The organism is Pseudomonas mosselii (assembly GCF_003205295.1).
Classification (GTDB): domain Bacteria; phylum Pseudomonadota; class Gammaproteobacteria; order Pseudomonadales; family Pseudomonadaceae; genus Aquipseudomonas; species Aquipseudomonas mosselii_B.
In genome coordinates this window covers 23,765-47,583 of sequence record NZ_QJRP01000007.1, presented here as the reverse complement: position 1 = coordinate 47,583, position 23,819 = coordinate 23,765, and the positions used below count along the sequence as shown (strand labels likewise).

The 23,819-nt window shown below is 65.5% G+C and carries 22 protein-coding genes; 12 read left to right on the top strand and 10 right to left on the bottom strand.

Going from position 1 to position 23,819, the window contains the following annotated elements:
• Positions 1–717 (bottom strand): response regulator transcription factor, encoded by a 717-nt coding sequence (locus DMX06_RS09210; RefSeq protein WP_110736378.1) that lies wholly within the window; start codon positions 715–717, stop codon positions 1–3.
• 219 nt (positions 718–936) lie between these two features.
• On the opposite strand from DMX06_RS09210, the gene DMX06_RS09205 reads away from it, so the two are divergent.
• The 4 genes from DMX06_RS09205 to DMX06_RS09190 all read left to right on the top strand — a co-directional run bounded on the left by DMX06_RS09205 (position 937) and on the right by DMX06_RS09190 (position 5,622).
• Positions 937–3,693 (top strand): response regulator, encoded by a 2,757-nt coding sequence (locus DMX06_RS09205; protein ID WP_110736376.1) that lies wholly within the window; start codon positions 937–939, stop codon positions 3,691–3,693.
• Positions 3,694–3,761: 68 nt separating this feature from the next.
• Positions 3,762–4,751: a 2-hydroxyacid dehydrogenase gene (locus tag DMX06_RS09200; protein WP_110736374.1), complete on the top strand. Its 990-nt coding sequence runs from the start codon at positions 3,762–3,764 to the stop codon at positions 4,749–4,751.
• A gap of 31 nt (positions 4,752–4,782) precedes the next feature.
• Positions 4,783–5,217: a hypothetical protein gene (locus DMX06_RS09195; RefSeq protein ID WP_110736372.1), complete on the top strand. Its 435-nt coding sequence runs from the start codon at positions 4,783–4,785 to the stop codon at positions 5,215–5,217.
• Positions 5,218–5,622, top strand: coding sequence for an META domain-containing protein (locus tag DMX06_RS09190; protein WP_110736371.1), 405 nt, complete (start codon positions 5,218–5,220; stop codon positions 5,620–5,622). It begins immediately after the preceding gene.
• Positions 5,623–5,742: 120 nt separating this feature from the next.
• Here DMX06_RS09190 and DMX06_RS09185 read toward each other — a convergent pair whose 3' ends face one another.
• Complete coding sequence (locus tag DMX06_RS09185) at positions 5,743–6,210, bottom strand: TlpA disulfide reductase family protein (protein WP_110736369.1); 468 nt, start codon at positions 6,208–6,210, stop codon at positions 5,743–5,745.
• Between the two features lie 86 nt (positions 6,211–6,296).
• On the opposite strand from DMX06_RS09185, the gene arsC reads away from it, so the two are divergent.
• The 3 genes from arsC to DMX06_RS09170 are packed head-to-tail and all read left to right on the top strand — an operon-like array spanning position 6,297 to position 7,658.
• On the top strand, positions 6,297–6,650 hold the full coding sequence (gene arsC / locus DMX06_RS09180) for an arsenate reductase (glutaredoxin) (RefSeq protein WP_110736367.1): 354 nt from the start codon (positions 6,297–6,299) through the stop codon (positions 6,648–6,650).
• The gene (wrbA, locus tag DMX06_RS09175) at positions 6,647–7,252 is read left to right on the top strand and encodes an NAD(P)H:quinone oxidoreductase (protein WP_050704525.1); all 606 of its coding nucleotides are present in this window, start codon (positions 6,647–6,649) and stop codon (positions 7,250–7,252) included. Before arsC ends, wrbA begins: the two co-directional genes overlap by 4 nt.
• Positions 7,245–7,658: a DUF2069 domain-containing protein gene (locus DMX06_RS09170; RefSeq protein WP_110736687.1), complete on the top strand. Its 414-nt coding sequence runs from the start codon at positions 7,245–7,247 to the stop codon at positions 7,656–7,658. The genes wrbA and DMX06_RS09170 overlap by 8 nt, the downstream gene beginning before the upstream one ends.
• Positions 7,659–7,771: 113 nt before the next feature.
• Here the strand turns inward: DMX06_RS09170 and DMX06_RS09165 are convergent, their stop codons facing one another.
• Together DMX06_RS09165 and ttcA are read right to left on the bottom strand one after the other, a co-directional pair.
• Positions 7,772–8,443, bottom strand: a complete 672-nt coding sequence (locus DMX06_RS09165) for a DNA-3-methyladenine glycosylase I (protein ID WP_110736365.1) — start codon at positions 8,441–8,443, stop codon at positions 7,772–7,774.
• 4 nt (positions 8,444–8,447) lie between these two features.
• Positions 8,448–9,272 (bottom strand): tRNA 2-thiocytidine(32) synthetase TtcA, encoded by an 825-nt coding sequence (ttcA, locus tag DMX06_RS09160; RefSeq protein ID WP_011532643.1) that lies wholly within the window; start codon positions 9,270–9,272, stop codon positions 8,448–8,450.
• 263 nt (positions 9,273–9,535) lie between these two features.
• Here ttcA and DMX06_RS09155 point away from each other — a divergent pair, with 263 nt between their 5' ends.
• A complete protein-coding gene (locus tag DMX06_RS09155) occupies positions 9,536–10,135 on the top strand; it encodes a Yip1 family protein (protein ID WP_023630778.1) in 600 nt (199 codons plus the stop codon).
• Positions 10,136–10,276: 141 nt separating this feature from the next.
• Positions 10,277–10,771 carry a SprT family zinc-dependent metalloprotease gene (locus tag DMX06_RS09150; protein ID WP_096048527.1) on the top strand — a complete coding sequence of 165 codons (495 nt, stop codon included), beginning with the start codon at positions 10,277–10,279 and terminating at the stop codon, positions 10,769–10,771.
• Between the two features lie 285 nt (positions 10,772–11,056).
• On the opposite strand, the gene DMX06_RS09145 is transcribed toward DMX06_RS09150, so the two are convergent.
• From DMX06_RS09145 to DMX06_RS09125, 4 genes are all read right to left on the bottom strand, one after another.
• On the bottom strand, positions 11,057–12,379 hold the full coding sequence (locus tag DMX06_RS09145; protein ID WP_110736363.1) for a dicarboxylate/amino acid:cation symporter: 1,323 nt from the start codon (positions 12,377–12,379) through the stop codon (positions 11,057–11,059).
• Positions 12,380–12,779: 400 nt separating this feature from the next.
• On the bottom strand, positions 12,780–14,120 hold the full coding sequence (locus tag DMX06_RS09135) for an ATP-binding protein (protein WP_110736360.1): 1,341 nt from the start codon (positions 14,118–14,120) through the stop codon (positions 12,780–12,782).
• Positions 14,117–14,794 (bottom strand): response regulator, encoded by a 678-nt coding sequence (locus DMX06_RS09130; RefSeq protein ID WP_028690933.1) that lies wholly within the window; start codon positions 14,792–14,794, stop codon positions 14,117–14,119. The genes DMX06_RS09135 and DMX06_RS09130 overlap by 4 nt, the downstream gene beginning before the upstream one ends.
• A gap of 128 nt (positions 14,795–14,922) precedes the next feature.
• Positions 14,923–15,528 (bottom strand): outer membrane protein, encoded by a 606-nt coding sequence (locus tag DMX06_RS09125; RefSeq protein ID WP_110736359.1) that lies wholly within the window; start codon positions 15,526–15,528, stop codon positions 14,923–14,925.
• Positions 15,529–15,651: 123 nt separating this feature from the next.
• Here DMX06_RS09125 and DMX06_RS09120 point away from each other — a divergent pair, with 123 nt between their 5' ends.
• A complete protein-coding gene (locus tag DMX06_RS09120; RefSeq protein WP_110736358.1) occupies positions 15,652–16,443 on the top strand; it encodes a dienelactone hydrolase family protein in 792 nt (263 codons plus the stop codon).
• A 124-nt stretch (positions 16,444–16,567) separates the two neighbouring features.
• Positions 16,568–17,269, top strand: coding sequence for a 4'-phosphopantetheinyl transferase family protein (locus tag DMX06_RS09115; protein ID WP_110736356.1), 702 nt, complete (start codon positions 16,568–16,570; stop codon positions 17,267–17,269).
• Here DMX06_RS09115 and DMX06_RS09110 read toward each other — a convergent pair.
• Together DMX06_RS09110 and DMX06_RS09105 are read right to left on the bottom strand one after the other, a co-directional pair.
• Complete coding sequence (locus tag DMX06_RS09110) at positions 17,266–18,870, bottom strand: ATP-binding protein (protein ID WP_110736354.1); 1,605 nt, start codon at positions 18,868–18,870, stop codon at positions 17,266–17,268. The genes DMX06_RS09115 and DMX06_RS09110 overlap by 4 nt on opposite strands.
• Positions 18,867–19,562 (bottom strand): response regulator, encoded by a 696-nt coding sequence (locus DMX06_RS09105; RefSeq protein WP_110736352.1) that lies wholly within the window; start codon positions 19,560–19,562, stop codon positions 18,867–18,869. Before DMX06_RS09105 ends, DMX06_RS09110 begins: the two co-directional genes overlap by 4 nt.
• 781 nt (positions 19,563–20,343) lie before the next feature.
• Here DMX06_RS09105 and DMX06_RS09095 point away from each other — a divergent pair.
• Positions 20,344–23,223 (top strand): ribonucleoside-diphosphate reductase subunit alpha, encoded by a 2,880-nt coding sequence (locus tag DMX06_RS09095; protein ID WP_110736351.1) that lies wholly within the window; start codon positions 20,344–20,346, stop codon positions 23,221–23,223.
• The last annotated feature ends 596 nt before the right edge of the window (positions 23,224–23,819 follow it).

Here is a 23,819-nt window from a genome sequence, read left to right as displayed (position 1 = left end):
TCAGTCGGCCTCGCCCGCGCCGAACACATAGCCCTTGCCCCAAACGGTACGCACCTGGCGCTCGTGGTAGCCGATGGCCTTGAGCTTGCGGCGGATCTGGCTGACGTGCATGTCCAGACTGCGGTCATGCCGCGAATAGCCGCGCTGCAGCACCTGCTGGTAGAGGAAGGGCTTGCTCAGCACCTCATCCTGGCTGCGGTGCAGGGTATCGAGCAGGCGGTACTCGCTGGGGGTCAGCCCGGCACAGGCTCCGGCGAGGCTGACATCGGTGGCTTGCTCGTCGAAATGCAACTGCCCGGCTTCCACCTCACGCGGCGCCCGAGCGCGCCGCTCGAAGGCCACCCGGCGCAGGATCGCCTCGATGCGCACCCGCAGCTCGGCAAAGCTGAACGGCTTGGGCAGGTAGTCGTCCGCGCCGCGCTCGAAGCCGCTGATGCGGTCGGCCTCGGCGCCCAGCGCCGACATCAGGATCACCGGCGTGGCGCTGCGTCGACGCAGGCTGGCCAGTGCGTCCAGGCCGTTGAGGCCGGGCAGCAGGATGTCCATCAGCACCAGGTCGAACACCTGCCGGCCCGCCGCCTCCAGGCCTTCCAGGCCATTGCGGCACCAGGTCACCTGGAAGCCGCCGCGCTGCAGCTCGTCATGCAGGTAGGCCCCCAGCACGGGATCGTCCTCGATGGCGAGGATGTTGGTCGCGTGAATCGCTTCAGGATGCATTGGCAACTGCCATCAATTCTCAATTACGCGATTATTGGACAAGCGGTCCGAACAAGGCAACCTCCGTCCGACTGGCGTGACATTGAAGCGCCCGCACCGGCAACGCCAGCCGAGAAAAGCAAAAACCATTACAAATCCTGTGCATTACCCCTCAGCGCAGAGTAACGTTCCCGCTGATGCGCGAACCGCGCCTTTAACAGCACATGACAGGAGACAGGTGTGCTCGACCGTTTGGGAATCCGCAGCCGCGTCCTGCTGCTGGCCTTGCTGCCCGCCAGCCTGATGGCCCTGGTGCTGGGCAGTTACTTCACCTGGCTGCAACAAAGCGACCTGCGCACGCAACTGCTGCAACGCGGCAAGATGATCGCCGAGCAGTTGGCACCACTGGCGGCACCGGCCCTCGCCCGCCAGGCGCCGGCGCAACTGGAGCGCATTGCCGCCCAGGCCCTGGAGCAGGCCGATGTGCGCGCCGTGGCGTTCCTTGCCGCCGACCGCACGCGCCTGGCCCATTCCGGCCCCAGCATGCTCAACCAGCCGCCCAGCGGCGGCACCGGCACGCAGCTGCTGCAACGCACCGGCAACGACGCCACCCGCTACCTGATGCCGGTGTTCGGCCATCACCGCGACCTGGCCACCGACGCCGTGCCGGCCGAGGCCGAGCGCCTGCTCGGCTGGGTGGAGATCGAACTGTCCCACGACGGCACCCTGTTGCGTGGCTACCGCAACCTGTTCACCAGCCTGCTGCTGATCCTCGCCTGCCTGAGCCTGACCGCGCTGCTGGCCCTGCGCATGAGCCGCACCATCAACAACCCGATCAACCGCATCAAGCACGCGGTCAACCAGCTCAAGGACGGCCATCTGGACGAGCGCCTGCCGGCCATGGGCAGCCACGAGCTCGACGAACTGGCCGCCGGCATCAACCGCATGGCCGAGACCCTGCACAGCGCCCACGAGGAGCTGCAGCACAGCATCGACCAGGCCACCGAGGACGTGCGCCAGAACCTGGAGACCATCGAGATCCAGAACATCGAACTGGACATGGCGCGCAAGGAGGCCCTGGAGGCCAGCCGCATCAAGTCCGAGTTCCTCGCCAACATGAGCCACGAGATCCGCACCCCGCTCAACGGCATCCTCGGCTTCACCCACCTATTGCAGAAGAGCGAGCTGACCCCGCGCCAGCTCGACTACCTCGGCACCATCGAGAAGTCCGCCGACAACCTGCTGGGGATCATCAACGAGATCCTCGACTTCTCCAAGATCGAGGCCGGCAAGCTGGTGCTCGACAGCATCCCGCTGAACCTGCGCGACCTGATCCAGGACACCCTGACCATCCTCGCCCCGGCCGCCCACGCCAAGCAGCTGGAACTGCTCAGCCTGGTCTACCGCGACACGCCGCTGTCGCTGGTGGGCGACCCGCTGCGGCTCAAGCAGATCCTCACCAACCTGGTGAGCAACGCCATCAAGTTCACCCGCGAAGGCACCATCGTCGTGCGCGCCATGCTCGAGGACGAGCAGGAAGACAGCGTGCAACTGCGCATCAGCGTGCAGGACACCGGCATCGGCCTCTCGCCCCAGGATGTGCGTACCCTGTTCCAGGCGTTCAGCCAGGCCGACAACTCGCTGTCGCGCCAACCCGGCGGCACCGGCCTGGGGCTGGTGATCTCCAAACGCCTGATCGAGCAGATGGGCGGCGAGATCGGTGTCGACAGCACGCCCGGCGAAGGCTCGCAGTTCTGGATCAGCCTCAACCTGCCCAAGGCCCACGACGACGCCGAGGAACAGCCCGCCCAGGCCCTGCTCGGGCGCCGCGTGGCCATCGTCGACGGCCACGACCTGGCGCGCCAGGCGCTGGAACACCAACTGGAGGACTGCGGCCTGGCGGTCAGCGTGTTCGCCTCCTGCGACCAGCTGCTGCAAGGCGTGCAGGCCGCCAGCCAGGCCGGACAGCCATTCGAGTTTGCGGTGCTCGGGGTCAACCTGGGCAGCCTGGCGCCGGAACAGCTGGGCCAGTACCACCAGCAGCTCGAACGCCTCGGTTGCCAGTGCGTGGTGCTGTGCCCGACCACCGAGCAGCCGCTTTACCACCCTTACCTGCCCAACGCCCACGGCCAGCTGCTGGCCAAGCCGACCTGTACCCGCAAGCTGCGCCGCCTGCTGCTGGAGCTGGTGCAACCGCGCCGGCCAGTGTGCGAGCAGCGCAACAACGGTGGCCAGCGCATGCCGAAGATCCTCTGCGTCGACGACAATCCGGCCAACCTGCTGCTGGTGCAGACCCTGCTCGAAGGCATGGGTGCCGAGGTGCTGGCGGTGGACAACGGCTACGGCGCGGTACAGGCCGTGCAGGACGAACCGTTCGACCTGGTGCTGATGGATGTGCAGATGCCCGGCATGGATGGCCGCGCCTGCACCGAGCAGATCCGCCAGTGGGAAAGCAGCCAGAGCGGCCCGCCCCTGCCGATCGTGGCCCTCACCGCCCACGCCATGGCCAACGAGAAACGCGCCCTGCTGCACAGCGGCATGGACGACTACCTGACCAAGCCGATCAGCGAGCGCCAGCTGGGCCAGGTGGTGATGAAGTGGACCGGCCTGAGCCTGGGATCGCCGCCACCGGAACGCGCCAGCGAACGCCTGGCCGACAGCAGCGAACTGAAGGTGCTCGATCCGGAGGAAGGCCTGCGCCTGGCGGCCGGCAAGCCGGACCTGGCGGCGGACATGCTGGCCATGCTGCTGGCCTCGCTGGAATCCGACCGCGAAGCCATCCGGGCCGCGCGCAACGCCGCCGACCGCACGGCAATGATCGAGCGCGTGCACCGGCTCAACGGCGCCTCGCGCTATTGCGGCGTGCCGCAGTTGCGTGCGGCCTGCCAGCGCAGCGAAACCTTGCTCAAACAGGACAGCCCCCAGGCGCTGCAGGCGCTGGATGAACTGGACCAGGCCATCAGCCGGCTGGCCGAACAGGCGCGCCAGAGCGCGTAGGAGACACAGGTCAACGCCCAGAACAACCATTTGGCTAGACTGGTGGCATTTAAGATAGGACTCAGACCATGCGCGCCCTGTTGTTCAGCAGCCAGCACTACGACCAGGAAAGTTTCACCCGCGCCGCCAGTGCGGGCACGGTGGAGCTGCACTACCAGCCCGCCCGCCTGACCCTCGACACCGCGCCCCTGGCCCAGGGCTTCGAGGTGGTCTGCGCCTTCATCAACGACGAGCTCGACGCGCCGGTGCTGGAGCGCCTGGCCGCCAGCGGCACGCGCCTGATCGCCCTGCGCTCGGCCGGCTACAACCACGTTGACCTGGCTGCGGCGCAGCGCCTGGGCCTGACCGTGGTCCGCGTCCCGGCCTACTCGCCCCACGCCGTCGCCGAGCACGCCGTGGCCCTGATCCTGGCCCTCAACCGCCGTTTGCACCGGGCCTACAACCGTACCCGCGAAGGCGACTTCACCCTGCACGGCCTGACCGGCTTCGACCTGAGCGGCAAGACCGTCGGCGTGGTCGGCACCGGCCAGATCGGCGCCGCCTTCGCCCGCATCATGGCCGGCTTCGGCTGCCAGCTGCTGGCCTACGACCCCTACCCCAACCCTGAGCTGGTCGCCCTCGGCGCCCGCTACCTGGAACTGCCCGAGCTGCTGCGCCAGGCACGCATCATCAGCCTGCACTGCCCGTTGACCGAGCACACCCGCCACCTGATCAACGCACAGAGCCTGGCCCAGCTGCAGCCTGGAGCCATGCTGATCAACACCGGCCGCGGTGCGCTGGTCGACACCCCGGCGCTGATCGACGCGCTCAAGAGCGGCCAGCTCGGCTATCTGGGGCTGGATGTGTATGAAGAGGAGGCGCAGCTGTTCTTCGAGGACCGTTCCGACCTGCCGCTGCAGGATGACGTGCTGGCGCGCCTGCTGACCTTCCCCAACGTGATCGTCACCGCCCACCAGGCCTTCCTCACCCGCGAGGCCCTGGACGCCATCGCCACGACCACCCTGGACAACATCAACCGCTGGGCGGCAGGCAATCCGCACAATCTTGTAAACGGTTGATGCTAGGATACGCGGCAATTTTGGAGGACCCATGGTCGAACACGATTTCCGCTACACCCTTTTCAACCCGCAACACACCCTGATCGAGTGCCGCGCGCTGGCGCCGGGCCGCTACCAGGTCACCGGCAACGGCGGCTCGATCCAGAAGGGCGACGTCCTGCTGGTCACCCTCAAGGGCAGCAAGGACCTGTCCATGCGCCTGACCGTCCAGACCGTGCGCCACCTGATCAATCCGCACGGCCAGTGGGTCGCCGTGGCCCAGGGCCCGGCGTTCAACGAGCTGGAAATCCTCAACTGGCAGGTCAAGTGCGACAGCTGCGACGCGGTGCTGGACTTCGAGTTCGCCAACGACGCCAAGCTGGGCAAGAAGGGCCAGGCCCCGGCCGCCAGCGCGCGTATCCAGGAACTGGGCTGGGCGAGCAAGGGCGACAAGCACCTGTGCCCGCAGTGCCGGGAGCGTGGTTGAGTGAAACAGCTGCTGACCGGCGCGCTGATCGCCTGCGGCCTGCTGGGCTGCGCCGCACAACCCTCGAAGCTGCAGCAGGAGCAGAGCTACGTGCTGGAGTGGATCGGTGAGCGCCCGCTGATCGACTACAGCCACCTGACGCTGACCCTGGCCAGCGATGGTCGCGCCTACGGCAACGGCGGCTGCAACCACTGGTTCGCGCCCTACACGCTGGATGGCGAGCGCATCAGCTTCGGCAAGGTCGGCAAGACCCGCAAGCTGTGCGCGCCGGCGCTGATGGACCAGGAAAAACGTTTCCTGCAGGCGCTGGAAACGGTGCAGCGCTGGGATGTGTCGCCGATCGAGCAGATCCGTTTCTGGCCGGCCGAAGGCAAGCCGCTGCGGTTCTGGCCTGAGGAAGGCTGATTATCGCCGGGGCCGCTTTGCGGTCCTTTCGCGACACAAGGCCGCTCCTACAGGGTTTCGCGTTCCCCTGTAGGAGCGGCCTTGTGTCGCGAAAGGGCTGCGAAGCAGCCCCAAGATCGATCAGGCGCCGCCTTTCAAAGCCTTGATCTTCGCCTGCAGCCCTTCGAGCGTCTGCTCGCCCATCAGCTGCTCACGCACCTTGCCCTTGTCGTCGATGATGTAGGTCACCGGCAGCGCCTCGCTGCGCGGCAGCTCGTAGCGCTCGGCCGGGTCCTGGGCCAGCACGGTGAAACCGATGCCCAGGGTGTCGGCGGCCGTTTTCAGGTCCGGCCCCTGCAGGCCATCGAAATTCACCCCCACCACGCGAATGCCCTGGGCCTCCCACTGCTTGGCGGCGGCATTGAGCTCAGGGATTTCCGTGCGGCACGGGCCGCACCATTCGGCCCAGTAGTTGAGCACCAGCCAGTGCCCGTCGATCTGTTCGGCCTTTACCGTATTGCCGTGCTGGTCCACGCCGTAGTCCGCACCGCAACCGCCGAGCAACAGGCTCGCGGTGATGGCCAGTGCAGCTGCCAAACGCCTTGCCATGGGTCAATCCTTCTCGAAGTTTTCAAGCATTGAAGTCGGTCGCTGCGGTTAGAATAGCCGCCACACCCAGCTGGATGCGACCCGTCATGACCGATCTGACCCTCTATCATAACCCGCGCTGCTCGAAATCCCGCGGCGCCCTGGAACTGCTCGAGGCACGCGGCCTGGCGCCGACCATCGTGCGCTACCTCGAAACCCCGCCGGACGCCGCCACCCTCGAACAGCTGCTTGGCAAGCTGGGCATCGGCGCGCGCCAGCTGCTGCGCACTGGCGAAGACGAATACAAGGCCCTGGACCTGGCCAACCCGGCCCTGAGCGACGCCCAGCTGATCAAGGCGATGGTCGAGCATCCCAAGCTGATCGAGCGCCCGATCCTGGTGGCCGGTGACAAGGCCGTGGTCGGCCGCCCACCAGAGAAGGTCCTGGAGATCCTGCCGTGAGCGAACCCTACATCCTGGTGCTGTACTACAGCCGCCACGGCTCGACCAGCGAGATGGCCCGGCATATCGCCCGCGGCGTCGAGATGGCCGGCCTGGAGGCGCGCCTGCGCACCGTGCCGGCGATCTCCACCGAGTGCGAGGCCGTGGCCCCGGACATCCCGGCCAGCGGCGCGCTGTACGCCACCCTCGACGACCTGCGCCATTGCGCGGGCCTGGCCATGGGCAGCCCGACCCGCTTCGGCAACATGGCCGCGCCGCTCAAGTACTTCCTCGACGGCACCAGCAGCCTGTGGCTGGGCGGCGAGCTGGTGGGCAAGCCGGCGGCGGTGTTCACCTCCACCGCCAGCCTGCACGGCGGCCAGGAGACCACCCTGCTGTCAATGCTGCTGCCGCTGATGCACCACGGCATGCTGGTCACCGGCCTGCCCTACAGCGAATCGGCGCTGCTGGAGACCCGTGGCGGCGGTACGCCGTACGGCGCCAGCCACCATGCCGGCGCCGACGGCAAGCGCGAGCTGGACCCGCACGAGATCACCCTGTGCCGCGCGCTCGGACAGCGCCTGGCGAAGACGGCCAAGGCGCTGGGTGGCGAACGTGGCTAGAAAGCCGAAGGTCTTGCCGCCACTGGACTGGCTGGCCCCGCGGGTGCGCTTTACCCGCGCCCTGAGCCTGGCCTGCTTCTTCGGCCTGATCGCCCTGCTGGTGGTGAACAACCTGTGGTTCGCCAACCTGCACGGGGCGCGGGTCGAGGTGATCATGGCCATCGAGCTGATCCCGCTGCTGCTGTTGCTGCCGGGCATGCTGATGGGCAGTGCCCGGGCGCATGCCTGGACCTGCTTCGTGGTGAACATCTATTTCATCAAGGGCGTGCTGGCGGCGTTCGATCCGGCGCGGGCGCTGTTCGGCTGGGTTGAAGTGCTGGTGAGCCTGGGGTTGTTCGTCAGCGGGTTGCTGTTCGTGCGCTGGAAGTTCCAGCAGGAGCGGCGCCTGGCGGGTGAAGGGCAGTAGACCTGGCCTGGCCTCTTCGCGGGTAAACCCGCTCCCACAGGATCTTCACTGCATCTGAAAGCAGTGCACTACCTGTGGGAGCGGGTTTACCCGCGAAGCAGGCAACACTGATATCAGTGGTTGACGGTATGCGCCAGCATCACCGACAACTGGCACAGCGGCCGGCCGCTCTCTGCATGCCACTGGTTGAACGCCTGCTGCACCAGCGCCAGGTCACGCTGGCTGGTCGGCGGCTTGTCGATGATCTTCTGCGCGATCAACGCCGCCGCCATGTCGTCGGTGGGGATGAAGGTATCCTTGCCGACCATCCGCAGGAACCGCGGCGCCGACAACCCGCCCAGCTGGTTGCCATGCTTGGCCAGGTACTTCCACAGCCCGACGATATCGGTCTCTGGCCAGTCGGCGATGAACGCGCCGAAACTGCCCTTCTCCTTGGCCACATCCAGCACCATCTGCGCATTACGCGGCACGCTCTTGAGCTTGCCCAGGTGGCGGATGATGCGCTCATCCTGCATCAGCCGCTCCAGGTGCTCGGCGCCCATCAGCACCACCTTCTGCGGATCGAAACCGAAGAACACCTGCTCGAACGCCGGCCACTTGGCGTCCACCAGGCTGTGCTTGAGCCCGGCGCGGAACACGCGCAGGGCCAGGGTCGACAGGTAGCGGTCGTCAGGGATGTCGCGCAGCTGCGCGGGCGTGCGCGGCTGCGGCAGGAAGGCTTCCAGCGCCTGGGCCGAACCGAAGCGGTTCAGGCAGTACTCGTGCAGCCACTGATAGTCGCGCATGGGTTCAGATGTTCAGCACGTCGAGGAAACGCGGGGTGGCGCTCTCGTCGATCTTCAGGCTGGTGAAGTCGAACAGGTTGCGGTCGGCCAGCTGCGACGGCGCGACGTTCTGCAGGGCGCGGAAGATGCTCTCGGTACGGCCCGGGTGCTTGCGCTCCCACTCCACCAGCATGTCCTTGACCACCTGGCGCTGCAGGTTCTCCTGCGAGCCGCACAGGTTGCACGGGATGATCGGGAATTCCTTCATGTCCGAATAGGCCTGGATGTCCTTCTCGCTGCAGTAGGCCAGCGGGCGGATCACCACGTTGCGGCCATCGTCGGCACGCAGCTTCGGCGGCATGCCCTTGAGCGCGCCGTTGAAGAACATGTTGAGGAAGAAGGTCTCGACGATGTCGTCGCGGTGATGCCCCAGGGCCATCTTGGTCGCGCCGATCTCGTCGGCGAAGGTGTACAGGGTGCCGCGACGCAGGCGCGAGCACAGCGAGCAGGTGGTCTTGCCCTCGGGTACCAGCTCCTTGACCACCGAGTAGGTGTCCTTCTCGACGATGTGGTACTCGACGCCCAGCTCTTTCAGATAAGCCGGCAGCACGTGCTCGGGGAAGCCCGGCTGCTTCTGGTCCATGTTCACCGCGACGATGTCGAACTTGATCGGTGCCACCTTCTGCAGGTGCAACAGAACGTCGAGCATGGTGTAGCTGTCCTTGCCGCCGGACAGGCAGACCATGACCTTGTCGCCATCCTCGATCATGTTGTAGTCGGTGATGGCTTCGCCGGCGAGACGACGCAGGCGTTTTTGCAGTTTGTTCTGGTTGACCGAGAGGGTGCCCATAGCGCTTGGATCCGCGAGGTGTGACAAAAGCCGACTATTTTACGCACAAACCGCACGGCGCAGTAGGTGAATCCGATAAAGACTTCAAGGGAATCAGCACCGGGCCTGACAGCGCAATTTGCTCTAAAAACCCGGTTTTATGCGGGGAACGGCTTCCTATACTGCGACATAAGGCCACATTGGCGCAGCACTTGGTGTCCTGGCCTCGGGCCATAGGCGCTCCATCCGGGGGGCGTTTGGCAACGACGATAGGAGTGACCCGTATGATTCATCACGTTGTTGGGCTGTTCACCCACCCTGACCAGGAGTGGCGGGAGATCCGTGGCGAGGACGAAAGCATCAGCCACATGTACCTGACGCACACGCTGATCCTGGCGGCGATCCCCGCCGTCTCGGCGTTCATCGGCACCACCCAGGTCGGCTGGGTGATCGGCGAGCGGCCAGCGGTGATGCTGACCATGGAAAGCGCGCTGTGGATGAGCATCATGTCCTACCTGGCGATGCTCGCCGGGGTCGCGGTGATGGGCGCCTTCATCCACTGGATGGCGCGCACCTACGACGCCAACCCGAGCATGGCGCAGTGCATCGCCTTCGCCACCTACACCGCCACCCCGCTGTTCATCGGCGGCCTCGCGGCGCTGTACCCGCACCTGTGGCTAGGCATGCTGATCGGCACGGCGGCCATCTGCTACACCGTGTACCTGCTGTATGTCGGCTTGCCGACGTTCATGAACATACCGTCGGATGAAGGCTTCCTGTTCTCAAGCTCCGTGCTGGCGGTGGGCCTGGTGGTACTGGTGGCGATCATGGCCGCGACCGTGATCATCTGGGGACTGGGCGTGGGGCCCGTCTACACCAACTGAACGCATACCTATCAGATCCAACCAACACTGGGGCATCACCCGAGGCCGCCGCAAGGCGGCTTCGTTTCGTGTGCCTGACCGGCGGCTCGGCAGCCGGCCATTGCCTGCGGCATAATGCCCGGTCAGGAGAACTGCCCCGCCATGCCCGAGCTGCTCAGACAACGCGTCGAAACCTGTTACCAGCAAGCCGAAACCTTCTTCAAACGCCCTTTTCCGCGCCCGCAAGTCAGCTTCAAGCTGCGCGGCCAGAAGGCCGGTGTTGCCCACCTGCACGAGAACCTGCTGCGTTTCAACCTGCAGCTGTACCGCGAGAACCAGGAAGACTTCCTGCGCCAGACCGTGGCCCACGAGGTCGCCCATCTGGTTGCCCACCAGTTGTTCGGCGAGCGCATCCAGGCCCATGGCGAGGAGTGGCAACTGATCATGCGCGGGGTGTACGAGCTGCCGCCGAACCGTTGCCACAACTATGAGGTGCAGCGGCGGGTGGCGACGCGCTACATCTACCGCTGTCCGTGCCCGGAGAGTGATTTCCCGTTCACCGCCCAGCGGCACAAGCTGGTGCGCCAGGGGCGGCGGTACCTGTGCCGGCGGTGTCGGGAGATATTGGTGTACAGCGGCGAGACCCGGGTCGAGTAGATGCCGGACACGTCCCTGTAGGAGATCACCCAGCCCTTTGGGGCTGCGCTGTCGCGCAGGGAACTGCTATCTCTGTGGGAGCGGCCTTGCGTCGCGAAAGGGCTGCGCAGCAGCCCCAGCAATTTTGATGGTGACTCGGAATCTGGGGCCGCTGCGCGCCCCTTTCCGACCGGTTCGACGCCTCGGCAAGGCCGCTCCCACAGGGGTAGGCGTACTATCCCGGGCATTCTGCTAGTGGCACAAAAAAGGCGACCCGAGGGTCGCCTTCTTCATTTCACATCGCGATCAACGCGCCGGGCCTTCGGCCACGCCCAGGTCGTCGGTCGGACGGGTGTCGATCAGCGGCGAGCCGCCGGACGCCAGTTCCGCCTGCAGGGTGTCGGTGTCCAGCTCCTTGACCCACTTGGCCACGACCACGGTGGCCACGGCGTTGCCGATCAGGTTGGTCAGCGCGCGGGCTTCGGACATGAAGCGGTCGATACCCAGGATCAGCGCCAGGCCCGCCACCGGCAGGTGGCCAACGGCCGACAGGGTCGCGGCCAGCACGATGAAGCCGGAACCGGTGACGCCCGCAGCACCTTTGGACGCTACCAGCAGCACCAGCAGCAGGGTGATCTGGTGGGTGATGTCCATGGTGGTGTCGGTGGCCTGGGCGATGAACACCGCGGCCATGGTCAGGTAGATCGAGGTGCCGTCCAGGTTGAACGAGTAGCCGGTCGGGATCACCAGGCCGACCACCGATTTCTTCGCGCCCAGGCGCTCCATCTTGGCCAGCATGCGCGGCAGGGCCGACTCGGAGGACGAGGTGCCCAGCACGATCAGCAGCTCTTCACGGATGTAGCGGATCAGCTTGATCACGCTGAAGCCGTGGGCGCGGCAGATGCCGCCCAGCACCACCAGGATGAACAGCACGCAGGTGATGTAGAAGCAGGCCATCAGGTAGCCCAGTTGCACCAGCGAACCCACGCCGTACTGGCCGATGGTGAAGGCCATGGCACCGAAGGCGCCGATCGGGGCCAGCTTCATGATCATGTTGATGATGTTGAACATGACATGGGCGAAGCGATCGATCAGGTCGAGCACCGGCTTGCCGTAGCTGCCCAGGCGGTGCAGGGCGAAGCCGAACAGCACCGAGAACATCAGCACTTGCAGGATGTCGCCGTTGGCGAAGGCGCCGACCACGGTGTTGGGAATGACATTGAGCAGGAAGCCCACGGTGGTCTGCTGCGCGCCGGCGGCGGCGTAGGCGGCCACGCTGCTGGCGTTCAGGGTGCTGACGTCGACGTGCATGCCGGCGCCAGGCTGGACCACGTTGACCACGACCAGGCCGATGATCAGGGCGATGGTGGAGACGATCTCGAAGTACAGCAGCGCGTAACCGCCGGTCTTGCCGACCGACTTCATGCTCTGCATGCCGGCGATGCCACTGACCACGGTGCAGAAGATGATCGGGGCGATGACCATCTTGATCAGCTTGACGAAGCCGTCACCCAGGGGTTTGAGGGCTACGCCGGTTTCCGGGTAGTAGTGGCCGAGCAGGATACCGATGGTGATGGCGACGATCACCTGGACATACAGCGATTTGTACAGCGGCTGACGAGTCGTCATGGCTAGTTTTTCCTCAAGTGGGCCGGCGCATCCTTCCCAGGATGTCGGGGCACCTGAATCGCGAACCCTCCTGTACCCGGAGGGATTTGTCGTTGTGGGCGAGTGCCTGGGCAGGCCTCTGCCAGCTGAATAGCAAGGGCGATGCCAAAGTGCCCGCTTGAGGTGCACAGCCAATGATTACAGGGTGTGAATGCCCCGGGACGGGGCGCAAAAGCCGGTAGGAAATGGCGGGTTTCCGCCCGATGGCGGAAATCGTACAGGGCGGTTTGGCGGATTTCCGCCCAGCGCGCATGGCATTTCCTGTAGGAGCGGCTTTAGCCGCGAAGCAAGCAACGCGGTGCATGGCACTGGCTGTGCCGGTGATCGCGGCTAAAGCCGCTCCTACAAGTTTTGCGCGATTTCAATCGAGCCGGAAAGCGATGCGGAACGCAGCCCCGCCCAATTCGGAGTCGCCCAGGCTCAACTCGGCGTCATAGCTGTCGATGATGTCCTTGACCACCGCCAGGCCGATCCCCTGCCCGGGATGCTGACGGTCCAGCCGCTCACCGCGTTCGAGAATGCGCTCACGCTGGTCGGGCGGCACGCCCGGGCCATCGTCCTCGATCCACAGTTCCAGTTGCCCCGGCGCTTCGCGCAGGCTGACCCGCACCTGCCCCAGGCACAACCGGTAGGCGTTCTCCAGCAGGTTGCCGAGCAGTTCAAGCAAGGCGCCCTGCTCCATCGGCACTCGCGCATCAGCCGGGAGATTAATGCTGACTTCGACGCGTTTGTCGCGATAGACCTTGGCCAAGGTGCTGCACAGGCTGTCGAGCAACGGCTTGAGCTCGACCTGGTGCTTTACCAAACCACTCTTGCGCAGGCTCGCACGCTGCAACTGGTAGTCGATCTGCTGGCTCATGCGCTCGATCTGGCTCTGCAGCACCCGCGCCTGCTCGCGGTCGCCCTGCTCCATGCTCTCGCCCACGCCCTGCAGCACCGCCAGCGGGGTCTTCAGGCTATGAGCCAGGTCGTCGAGCGAGTCGCGGTAGCGCTGGCGCTGCTCGCGCTCGCTGCGCAGCAGGCGGTTGAGCGAGCCGGTCAGGCGCAGCAGCTCGCGCGGGTGCTCGCGGCTGAGCCCGTCCCGCGCCCCGCTTTCCACGTCGTCCAGCTCGGAGCTGAGCCGGCGCAATGAGCGCAGGCCCCAGGTCAGGCCGGCCCAGAGCAGCACCATCAGCGCCAGCAGCGCCGCGCCGAAGCCCAGGTAGAGCTTCTCGCGCAGGCCATTGAGGGTGTCCTGGTATTCGCGCACCGGCTGCAGGGCGACGATGCTGAACGCCGCGCTCTTGCCGCCTAGTAGCTTGACCTCGACGTCGTAGACGAAGAACTCATCGCCGTCGTCCTGGTGAATACGGGCGAACTCATTGCCGCGCCCGTCATAGCGGGGGTGGTAGTTGATATTGCGGTTGCGCGTAGCCCGCGACTGCCAGACCAGCGTGCCCTGGCGGTCGAAGATGTAGCCCAGCAGGCCGGTGTAGGGCAGGTTGTAGCGTTCGTCCGGCAGCAGCGCCGGCATCTGCAACTGGCCGCGCTCGATGCGCGCGGCCGAGATCAGGGTGGTCACGTCCGAGGCCAGGCGCTGCTCGATCGACTCCTGCAACGCCAGGCTGAAGGCCTTCTGCAAGGCCGGCAGCAGCGCCAGCATGAACAGCAGCGCCAGCAAGGCCGCCGCCAGCATCAGCCGCACCCGCAGCGAACGGATCATCGGCAGCGCTCGGTGAACAGGTAGCCCAGGCCGCGCACGGTGTCGATCGGCTTGAAGCCGTTGTCGCCCTCGAGCTTGCGGCGCAGGCGGCCGACCAGCACCTCGATGACGTTCGGGTCGCGCTCCTCGTCGTCGGGGTACAGCTGCTCCATCAGGCGGTCCTTGGCCACCACTTGCTGGTGATGACGCATGAGGTACTCGAGGATGCGGTATTCGTAGGCGGTCAGCGCCAGCGGTTGCTCGTCCAGGGTCGCCTGCTTGCGGTTGAGGTCGAGCACCAGGGGCCCGGCGGCGATGGTCGACTGGGTGAAACCGCTGGAGCGGCGCAGCAAGGCGTTCAGGCGGGCCTCCAGCTCCTCGAACTGGAACGGCTTGACCACGTAGTCGTCGGCGCCGGCAGCCAGGCCCTCGACCTTGTCCTGCCAGTTGCCGCGGGCGGTCAGGATGAGGATCGGGAAGGTCTGGCCGAGGCTGCGCAACTGGCGGATCAGGTCCAGCCCGCTCATGCCCGGCAGGCCCAGGTCGATCACCGCCAGGTCGTGGTTGTACTGCTCGGCCTGGTACAAGGCCTCTTCCGCGTTGGCCACCGCCTGCACCACATGGCCGCCCTCGCCGAGGCGGGTGAACAGGTGATGACGCAGCAGCGCCTCGTCCTCGACCACCAGCAATTTCATGTGGATCTCCTTTCAATGGGAATGCCCTGTGCCGGCCTCTTCGCGGGTAAACCCGCTCCCACAGGGTTGTGCACCACCTGTGGGAGCAGGTTTACTCGCGAAGAGGCCGGCACAGGATAACAGCGACCTCAGAACTTGTAGGTAGCCGCCAGGTAGGTCTGCGCGCTGCTGGTCAGGCGCAGGGTACCGTCCTTCGGCCCGCCGTGGGTGCCGATCTCGGTGGCGGCGTTGCTGCGCAGGTAACGGTAGCCCAGCTCCACCGAGGTGTTGTCGGTCACTTCCTGGATCACACCGGCCTGCAGGCCGACGGCGTAGCCGTAGTCGGTGTCGCGGCGGGCGCCCGGCGAATCCTGGGTCAGCTTGGTCATGCCCAGGCTGCCGCCGCCGAACAGCTTGGTGGTATCGCCCACCGGCAGGAACAGGTCGTAGCTGCCCAGCAGGTTCTCCTGGCGCAGCTTGACGCCGCTGTGGTCGCCCGAGACGTTGTCGTAGGTCAGGTAGTAGCGGCCCTGGTCGTTGATCTTGCCCAGGCGCGCGCCCCAAGTGCTGTCCTTGCCGATGATGCCGTCGGCGTTCAGGCCGTCGGTGTTGCTTTGCAGCAGGCCGGACTTGCGCACTTTGTCGCTGGTCTGGCCGTAGGTCAGGCTGGCGAAGTTGTCATCGGCCTGGGCAACGCTGGTGAGGCCGGCGGCGCAAACTGCCATGGCGGCGATCAGGGTGTTGAGGGTTTTCATGGTTCAGGTACTCCGGGTTGGATGCGTTGTTGCTGTCTGGGGGCTAGAGTAGGGAGGGCGCCCTGAACCCCTGCTGAACCCGGCCTGAACCTTGGCTGAACGAACCGAAGAAGGAGCTCGACCATGCGTACCCTGCTTGCCCTGGCCTTGTTGTGCAGCGCCAGCCTTGCCCAGGCGGCGGTGCAGACCCGCGAGATTCGCTATCAGGATGCCGACGGCACCGCGCTAATCGGCTACTACGCCTACGACGACGCCCTCGAGGGCAAGCGCCCGGGCGTGGTGGTGGTGCATGAATGGTGGGGGCTGAACGACTATGCCAAGCGCCGCGCCCGCGACCTCGCCGCGCTGGGCTACAACGCCCTGGCCATCGACATGTACGGCGACGGCAAGAACACCGAGCACCCGGCCGACGCCCAGGCGTTCATGGCGGCGGCGATGAAGGATCCGAAAGCCGCTGCCCGGCGCTTCGACGCCGGGCTTGAGCTATTGAAGATCCAGCCCAACACCAACAAGCACCAGCTGGCGGCCATCGGCTACTGCTTTGGCGGCAAGGTGGTGCTGGATGCGGCGCGCCGGGGCGTGAAGCTCGATGGCGTGGTGAGCTTCCATGGCGCGCTGGTGACCCAGACACCGGCCAAGCCCGGGGTGATCAGGGCGAAGATCCTGGTGGAGCACGGTGAGGCCGACAGCATGGTTACCCCGGAGCAGGTGGCGGCGTTCAAGGCGGAGATGGATGCGGCCAAGGCCGACTACAAGTTCGTCGGGATTCCGGGGGCCAAGCATGGGTTTACCAACCCGGACGCGGATCGGTTGGGGCATGGGGGGCATGGCGGGCCGGATATCGGGTATGACAAGGCGGCTGACGAGAGCTCTTGGAAGGATATGCAGGCGTTCTTGAAGACGGCGTTTGACTGAAGGCCTCATCGCGGGGCAAGCCCGCTCCCACGAATGGCGTTGTTTTCCGGCGTGGGAGCGGGCTTGCCCCGCGATGACGCTCCGGTGATTTGCGCCAGCTATCGCGACTGGCACAATACCGACCATGAACAGACTCCCTACCTGCTGCGCCCCGCTCCAGCACCACTGGCCCCTGCCCCGCCCGGTCCCCGGCGCGGTGCTGGTCAGTTGCGCCTTCGACCCGGCCCGCCTGGCCGCCGACGACTTCCAGCGCGCCGGCATCGAGCAGACCGCCAGCCTGCAACGCTCGGTGGCCAAGCGCCAGGCCGAGTACCTGGCCGGCCGGGTCTGCGCCCGCGAGGCGCTGCGGATTCTAGACGGTCGCAGCTACGTTCCCGCACCTCATGAAGACCGCTCGCCGATCTGGCCCGCCAGCATCCACGGCTCGATCACCCACGGCCAAGGCTGGGCCGCCGCCGTGGTCGCGGCCGACGGCCAATGCCGTGGCCTGGGGCTGGACCAGGAAACCTTGCTCAGCGAAGAGCGCGCCGAACGCCTGGCCGGGGAAATCCTCACCCCCGCCGAGCTGGAGCGCCTGGACCGCAGCCAGCAAGCCCTGGCCGTGACCTTGACCTTCTCGCTCAAGGAAAGCCTGTTCAAGACCCTCTACCCGATCACCAAACAGCGCTTCTATTTCGAACACGCCGAGCTGCTGACCTGGTCCGCCGACGGCCATGCCCGCCTGCGCCTGCTCACCGACCTATCGGCCGAGTGGCACCATGGCGTCGAGCTCGATGGCCAGTTCTGCCTGCAAGACGGCCATCTGCTGAGCATGATCAGCGTCTAAACCCTCGGCTGCTCACGCGGCCAGCTCAGGCTGAAACACGCCCCACCCAACTGCTCGCTGTGCCCGACCAGGGCGCGGCCGCCGTGCCAGTAGATGATCCGCCGCACGATCGACAACCCCAGCCCATGCCCGCCCGAAGCCCGGGTGCGGCTGTCGTCGAGGCGGGTGAACGGGGTGAAGATACGGTGCCACACGCCTTCGGGAATCCCGGGGCCGTCATCCTCCACGTCGATGCGGCAACGCTGCTGGCCGATCTGGTAGCTCAGGCGCACTTCCGATTCAGCATGGCGCATGGCATTGCGCACCAGGTTCTGCAGGGCCCGGTGCAGATAGCGCGGCTCGGCCTCGACCCGGGCGTCGCCGCCGTCGAGCCCGTGGCACACCCCACGCACCACCCGCACCTCGGCCCGTAGCGGCGCCAGCTCCTCGATCACCCGCGCCAGCAGCTCGTCCAGGTCCACCACCTGGAAATGCAGGGCCGGCGCGCCCTGCTCCAGGCGGGCGTAGGTCAGCATCTCGTCGACCAGCTTGTCCAGGTCCTGGATATCACCGTCCATGCCGGCCAGGTGCTTAGCCCGCGCTTCATCGGTGCTGGCGCTCTCGATCATCTCCAGGCCGAAGCGCAGCCGGGCCACCGGCGTGCGCAATTCGTGGGACACCGCCCGCACCAGCTCGCGCTGCATGGTCAATGAACGCTGCAGGTGTTCGGCCATGCCGTTGAAGGCCTCGGCCAGGCGCCCCACCGAGTCGGCGTCGCCGGCCGGCACGCGGGTATCGAGGCTGCCCTGGGCAATGCGCGTGGCCGCCACCTCCAGGCCCGACACACGCCGTTCCAACTGGCGCACCAGCAGGTAGACCACCAGGCCGATCAGGCACAGGCCGAGGAAGGCGATCAGGATCAGCAACTGCGGTGGATACGGGTTGAGCTGATACAGCGGGCCGATCTCCAGCACCCAGGGCGAGCCGGACAGCCCCGCGAACACGCGGATCGAATCGCCGTCCCGGCCCAGGGCCATCACCGTGTCGCCCTCCTCCACCCGGCGGCGCTGGTCGTCGTCCAGGGCGGCGCGCTCGATGCGCTGCAAGGCGATGTCGAAGCCGAAACCCTTGCTCTGGCGCAGCTGCGCCAGGCGCGCCTGCTGCTCGGTCACCGGGTAGCGCACCAGCTCGTCAGCCAACAGGTAAAGCGTGGCACGGGCCAGCTGCTCACTGATCTGCTTGACCTCGGCCACCAGCAGCAGATCCTCGTGGCCGACCCGACGCAATACCCGGGCGGCATGCGGGCCGGTCTTCTCCACCACCACCAGGTCGCGGTACAGCCGCGCCCGCTGCCCACCGTCGAGGGTGAACGCCGACAGCGGCTGCAGGTCCAGCGGCACGCCGAGCAGGCGCTCCCAGATCACCAGCGAACGGGTGCGCTCCACCGCGTTCTGTTGCGCCAGGTTGTCGGCCATCAGGCTGAAGGTACCCTGGGCCAGGCGCTCGCGGTGCTGGCCGGCGCGGATTTCGTTGAGCAGGTGCAGGCTGAGCACGCCGAGTACGGCCACCAGCACCAGCACCGCGAGCATGCCGCCATAGATGCGCAGGAAGATCGAGTTCATGGCGCCTCGCCGACGAACAGGTAGCCCTTGCTGCGCAGGGTCTTGATCAGCCGCGGGTTGATCGGGTCGTCGCCGATCTTGGGGCGGATCTTGGAGATGCGCACATCGATGGAGCGGTCCTGGCCGTCGTAGCCGACACCGCGCAGCGAGGTGAAGATCTCCTCGCGGGACAGCACCCGCCCGGCGTTGCTGGCCAGCAGCCAGAGCAGGTCGAACTCGGCGCCGGTCAGCTCGATCAACTGGCCGCTCAGGCGCGCCTCGCGCTGGCGGCTGTCTATATGCAGCGGGCCGAAGCTCAGCTCCTGGCGCCGCTCCGGGGCCTCGCTGCGGCGCAGCAGGGCATTGATGCGCGCCAGCAGCACGCGCGGGCGCACCGGTTTGCAGACATAGTCATCAGCGCCCAGGTCCAGGCCCTGGATCTGGTCCAGCTCGTCGCTGCGGGCGGTGAGCATTAGAATTGGGCCGGCGTACTGGCCACGCACCCGGCGGCAGATGCTCAGGCCGTCCTCGCCGGGCAGCATCAGGTCGAGGATCACCAGGTCCGGCTGACTGTCGATGATGCGCCGGGCGGCACGGCCGCCATCGCCCTCCACCGCCACCTCGAAGCCATTGGCCTGGAGGTACTCGGCAGTGAGCTCGGCGAGGCGCTGGTCGTCCTCGACGATGAGGATGCGGTTGATTGGCTGGTCCATGGCCTTACCCTTCTTCTGGTTTTTGTCGGGCCTTGCTGTTGGCTGTAGCGGCCTCATCGCGGGGCAAGCCAGTACAACCCTTTGATTCCAGCGAAAATACACCTTCACCAAAGCGCAACATCAGCCCCGGATACTACGTCCCGCCCCCACCCCTGCCAACCACCCAGAACGCCCCACGACTGAACCGTTTTTTGTGATAGGGTGCGCGCCCGAAAAAATCTCTGCGATGGCGTAGCACAGGCAAAAAATAGTGCAAACCTCTTGGGACAAGGGCTACAGCGAATACCCACGGATCACTCACAAAGTACCCACAAGTTATCCACAGGCGCTCACCTTGCAAAGCCCCCGAGACCGCATTATCTTGTATCCCTATCGCAGCGAACCACTAGATGTTGGGTTTCGCGCAAAATCACAAACACAAGTCGCCAGGCAAATTCAAGCGAATTTACCGACTGAACTTAACGTGATTTCAACAGCCAAACCGCTCCTGCGGAGGGCGACCGAGGCAAGCCGCAGACGGCCTTGTTCGGGTATGAGTGTTGCAGGCAGTGCCTCCCACTCATCAGCAACAGATTTTGGGTACGCCCAGAACCTTTGACTTCGGCCAGGGAGCGGCAGGTTATTGCCCCTTATTCCTGAGTCTGTCCCGAAGTCGGTAAGCCCGAGCGGGCGTATGCGCGTGCATGACGCCTCCCCGCCCAGGCCATCGAGCAAGTGGACGGAACGGTGGGCGCCCCAACAAGGCGCCTGAACAAACTAGAAACTGTGGAGACACCCACCCATGCAAACCGACACAACTCGCGAGAACCCGCAGGGCAAAGCGCCGCAGGCCGCCGATTCCAATCAGGATCTGGCAGCCACCGCGCCTGGCCAACTGCGCGTGATCAAGCGCAACGGCACTGTCGTCCCCTACACCGACGACAAGATCACCGTGGCCATCACCAAGGCGTTCCTCGCAGTTGAAGGCGGCACCGCCGCCGCCTCGTCGCGCATCCACGACACCGTCGCGCGCCTGACCGAGCAGGTCACCGCCACGTTCAAGCGTCGCATGCCATCGGGTGGCACCATCCACATCGAAGAAATCCAGGACCAGGTCGAACTGGCCCTGATGCGTGCCGGCGAGCAGAAAGTCGCCCGCGACTACGTGATCTACCGCGACCAGCGTGCCAAGGAGCGTGCTACCCGCTCCAACGCCGAAGCCGTGGTCGAGCCGCACCCAAGCATCCGCATCACCCTCGCCGACGGCAGCCTCGCGCCTCTGGACATGGCCCGCCTGAACACCATCATCAGCGAAGCCTGCGAAGGCCTGGCCGAAGTCGATGGCGACCTGATCCAGCGCGAAACCCTGAAGAACCTGTACGACGGCGTGGCCCTGAAGGACGTCAACACCGCCCTGGTGATGACCGCCCGTACCCTGGTCGAGCGCGAGCCGAACTACTCGTTCGTCACCGCCCGCCTGCTGATGGACACCCTGCGCGCCGAAGGCCTGGGCTTCCTGGGCGTGGCCGACAGCGCCACCCACCACGAGATGGCCGACCTGTACGCCAAGGCCCTGCCGGCCTACGTCGAGAAAGGCGTCGAGTTCGAACTGCTCGACCCGGCGCTGAAAGGCTACGACCTGGAGCGCATGGGCAAGGCGATCAACCACGAGCGCGACCAGCAGTTCACCTACCTGGGCCTGCAGACCCTGTACGACCGCTACTTCATCCACAAGGATGGCGTGCGCTTCGAGCTGCCGCAGGTGTTCTTCATGCGCGTGGCCATGGGCCTGGCGCTGGAAGAGAAAGACAAGGAAGCCCGTGCGATCGAGTTCTACAACCTGTTGTCGTCCTTCGACTACATGGCCTCGACCCCGACCCTGTTCAACGCCGGCACCCTGCGCCCGCAATTGTCCAGCTGCTACCTGACCACCGTGCCGGACGACCTGTCGGGCATCTACCACGCGATCCACGACAACGCCATGCTGTCGAAATTCGCTGGTGGCCTGGGCAACGACTGGACCCCGGTGCGCGCCCTGGGCTCGTACATCAAGGGCACCAACGGCAAGTCGCAAGGCGTCGTGCCGTTCCTGAAAGTGGTCAACGACACCGCCGTCGCCGTGAACCAGGGTGGCAAGCGCAAGGGCGCCGTGTGTGCCTACCTGGAAACCTGGCACCTCGACATCGAAGAATTCATCGAGCTGCGCAAGAACACCGGTGATGACCGTCGTCGTACCCACGACATGAACACCGCCAACTGGATCCCTGACCTGTTCATGAAGCGCGTCTTCGATGACGGCAAGTGGACCCTGTTCTCGCCATCGGAAGTGCCTGATCTGCACGACCTGACCGGCAAGGCCTTCGAAGAGCGCTACGAGTACTACGAAGCCCTGACCGAGTACAACAAGATCAAGGTGTTCAAGACCATCCAGGCCAAAGACCTGTGGCGCAAGATGCTGTCGATGCTGTTCGAGACCGGCCACCCATGGCTGACCTTCAAGGACCCGTGCAACCTGCGCTCGCCCCAGCAGCACGTGGGCGTGGTCCACAGCTCGAACCTGTGCACCGAGATCACCCTGAACACCAACAAGGACGAGATCGCGGTCTGCAACCTGGGCTCGATCAACCTGCCGAACCACATCGTCGATGGCAAGCTGGACACCGCCAAGCTGCAACGCACCGTGAACACCGCCGTGCGCATGCTCGACAACGTGATCGACATCAACTACTACTCGGTGCCGCAAGCGCGTAACTCGAACTTCAAGCACCGCCCGGTCGGCCTGGGGATCATGGGCTTCCAGGACGCGCTGTACCTGCAGCACATCCCGTACGGCTCGGACGCTGCCATCGAGTTCGCCGACAAGTCGATGGAAGCGGTCAGCTACTACGCGATCCAGGCTTCCTGCGACCTGGCCGACGAGCGCGGCGCCTACGAGACCTTCCAGGGTTCGCTGTGGTCCAAGGGCATCCTGCCGCTGGACAGCCAGCAGATCCTGATCGAGGCCCGTGGCCAGAAGTACATCGACGTCGACCTGACCGAAAGCCTGGACTGGGCACCGGTGCGCGAGCGCGTGCAAAAAGGTATTCGTAACTCGAACATCATGGCCATCGCGCCGACCGCGACCATCGCCAACATCACCGGCGTGTCGCAGTCCATCGAGCCGACCTACCAGAACCTGTACGTGAAGTCGAACCTGTCGGGCGAATTCACCGTGATCAACCCGTACCTGGTCCGCGACCTGAAGGCCCGCGGCCTGTGGGACTCGGTGATGATCAACGACCTGAAGTACTACGATGGTTCCGTGCAGCAGATCGAGCGTATCCCGCAAGAGCTCAAAGACCTGTACGCCACCGCGTTCGAAGTCGAGACCAAGTGGATCGTCGATGCCGCCTCGCGTCGCCAGAAGTGGATCGACCAGGCCCAGTCGCTGAACCTGTACATCGCCGGCGCTTCGGGCAAGAAGCTGGACGTGACCTACCGCATGGCCTGGTACCGTGGTCTGAAGACCACCTACTACCTCCGTGCCCTGGCCGCGACCAGCACCGAGAAGTCGACCATCAACACCGGCAAGCTCAACGCCGTGTCGAGCGGCGGCGACAGCGCCCCGGTCCAGGCCGCGGGCCCTGCCCCGGTACCGAAGGCCTGCGCCATCGACGAGCCGGATTGCGAAGCCTGCCAATAAGGCCTTCGCAGCGCTGAGCTGAACATGCCGCCTCAATCGCCCTCACGGGTGGCTGAGGCGGCATTTTTTTGCGCCCCGACATCCCCCTGCGGGAGCGGTGCGTGGGAGCGGGCTTGCCCCGCGATAGGGCCCCTACAGGCAATACACCCCCTAGGCCCTGACCAAGATCAAAACACCATATGTAGCGCCTAACAAAAAAAATCACACTACATATAGGATCTAGTCCCATTTAGGGCTAGACTCTTACCCCGTGACGAACCACCGGTATCCAGTGAACGGAAGCACGTAATGCAGGTCGAAAATTTACCGCCCTGCGCCCCCTGCGCCGCCCCGATCCAAAGTGATTTCCGGTATACTTCGCGGCCCCAAAAAGGGATGAGCCAATGATCGACTGCGTGAAGCAAGCCCCCGGGGCCACACCGCAGGTTTTATCGTTGCCGTACAGCTTCCAGGTGCCCTGCCCCCTCGCCCGAGTGCAGGCCAGGCGCCGACCCGAACACCTTCAAACGTGACGAGAGCCCGCTCTCACTGCTTGCCGCAGCGCCCGTTGGCGTCGCGCCGTACAGGCATCACTTCAAAATCCAACCGGTTGCCCC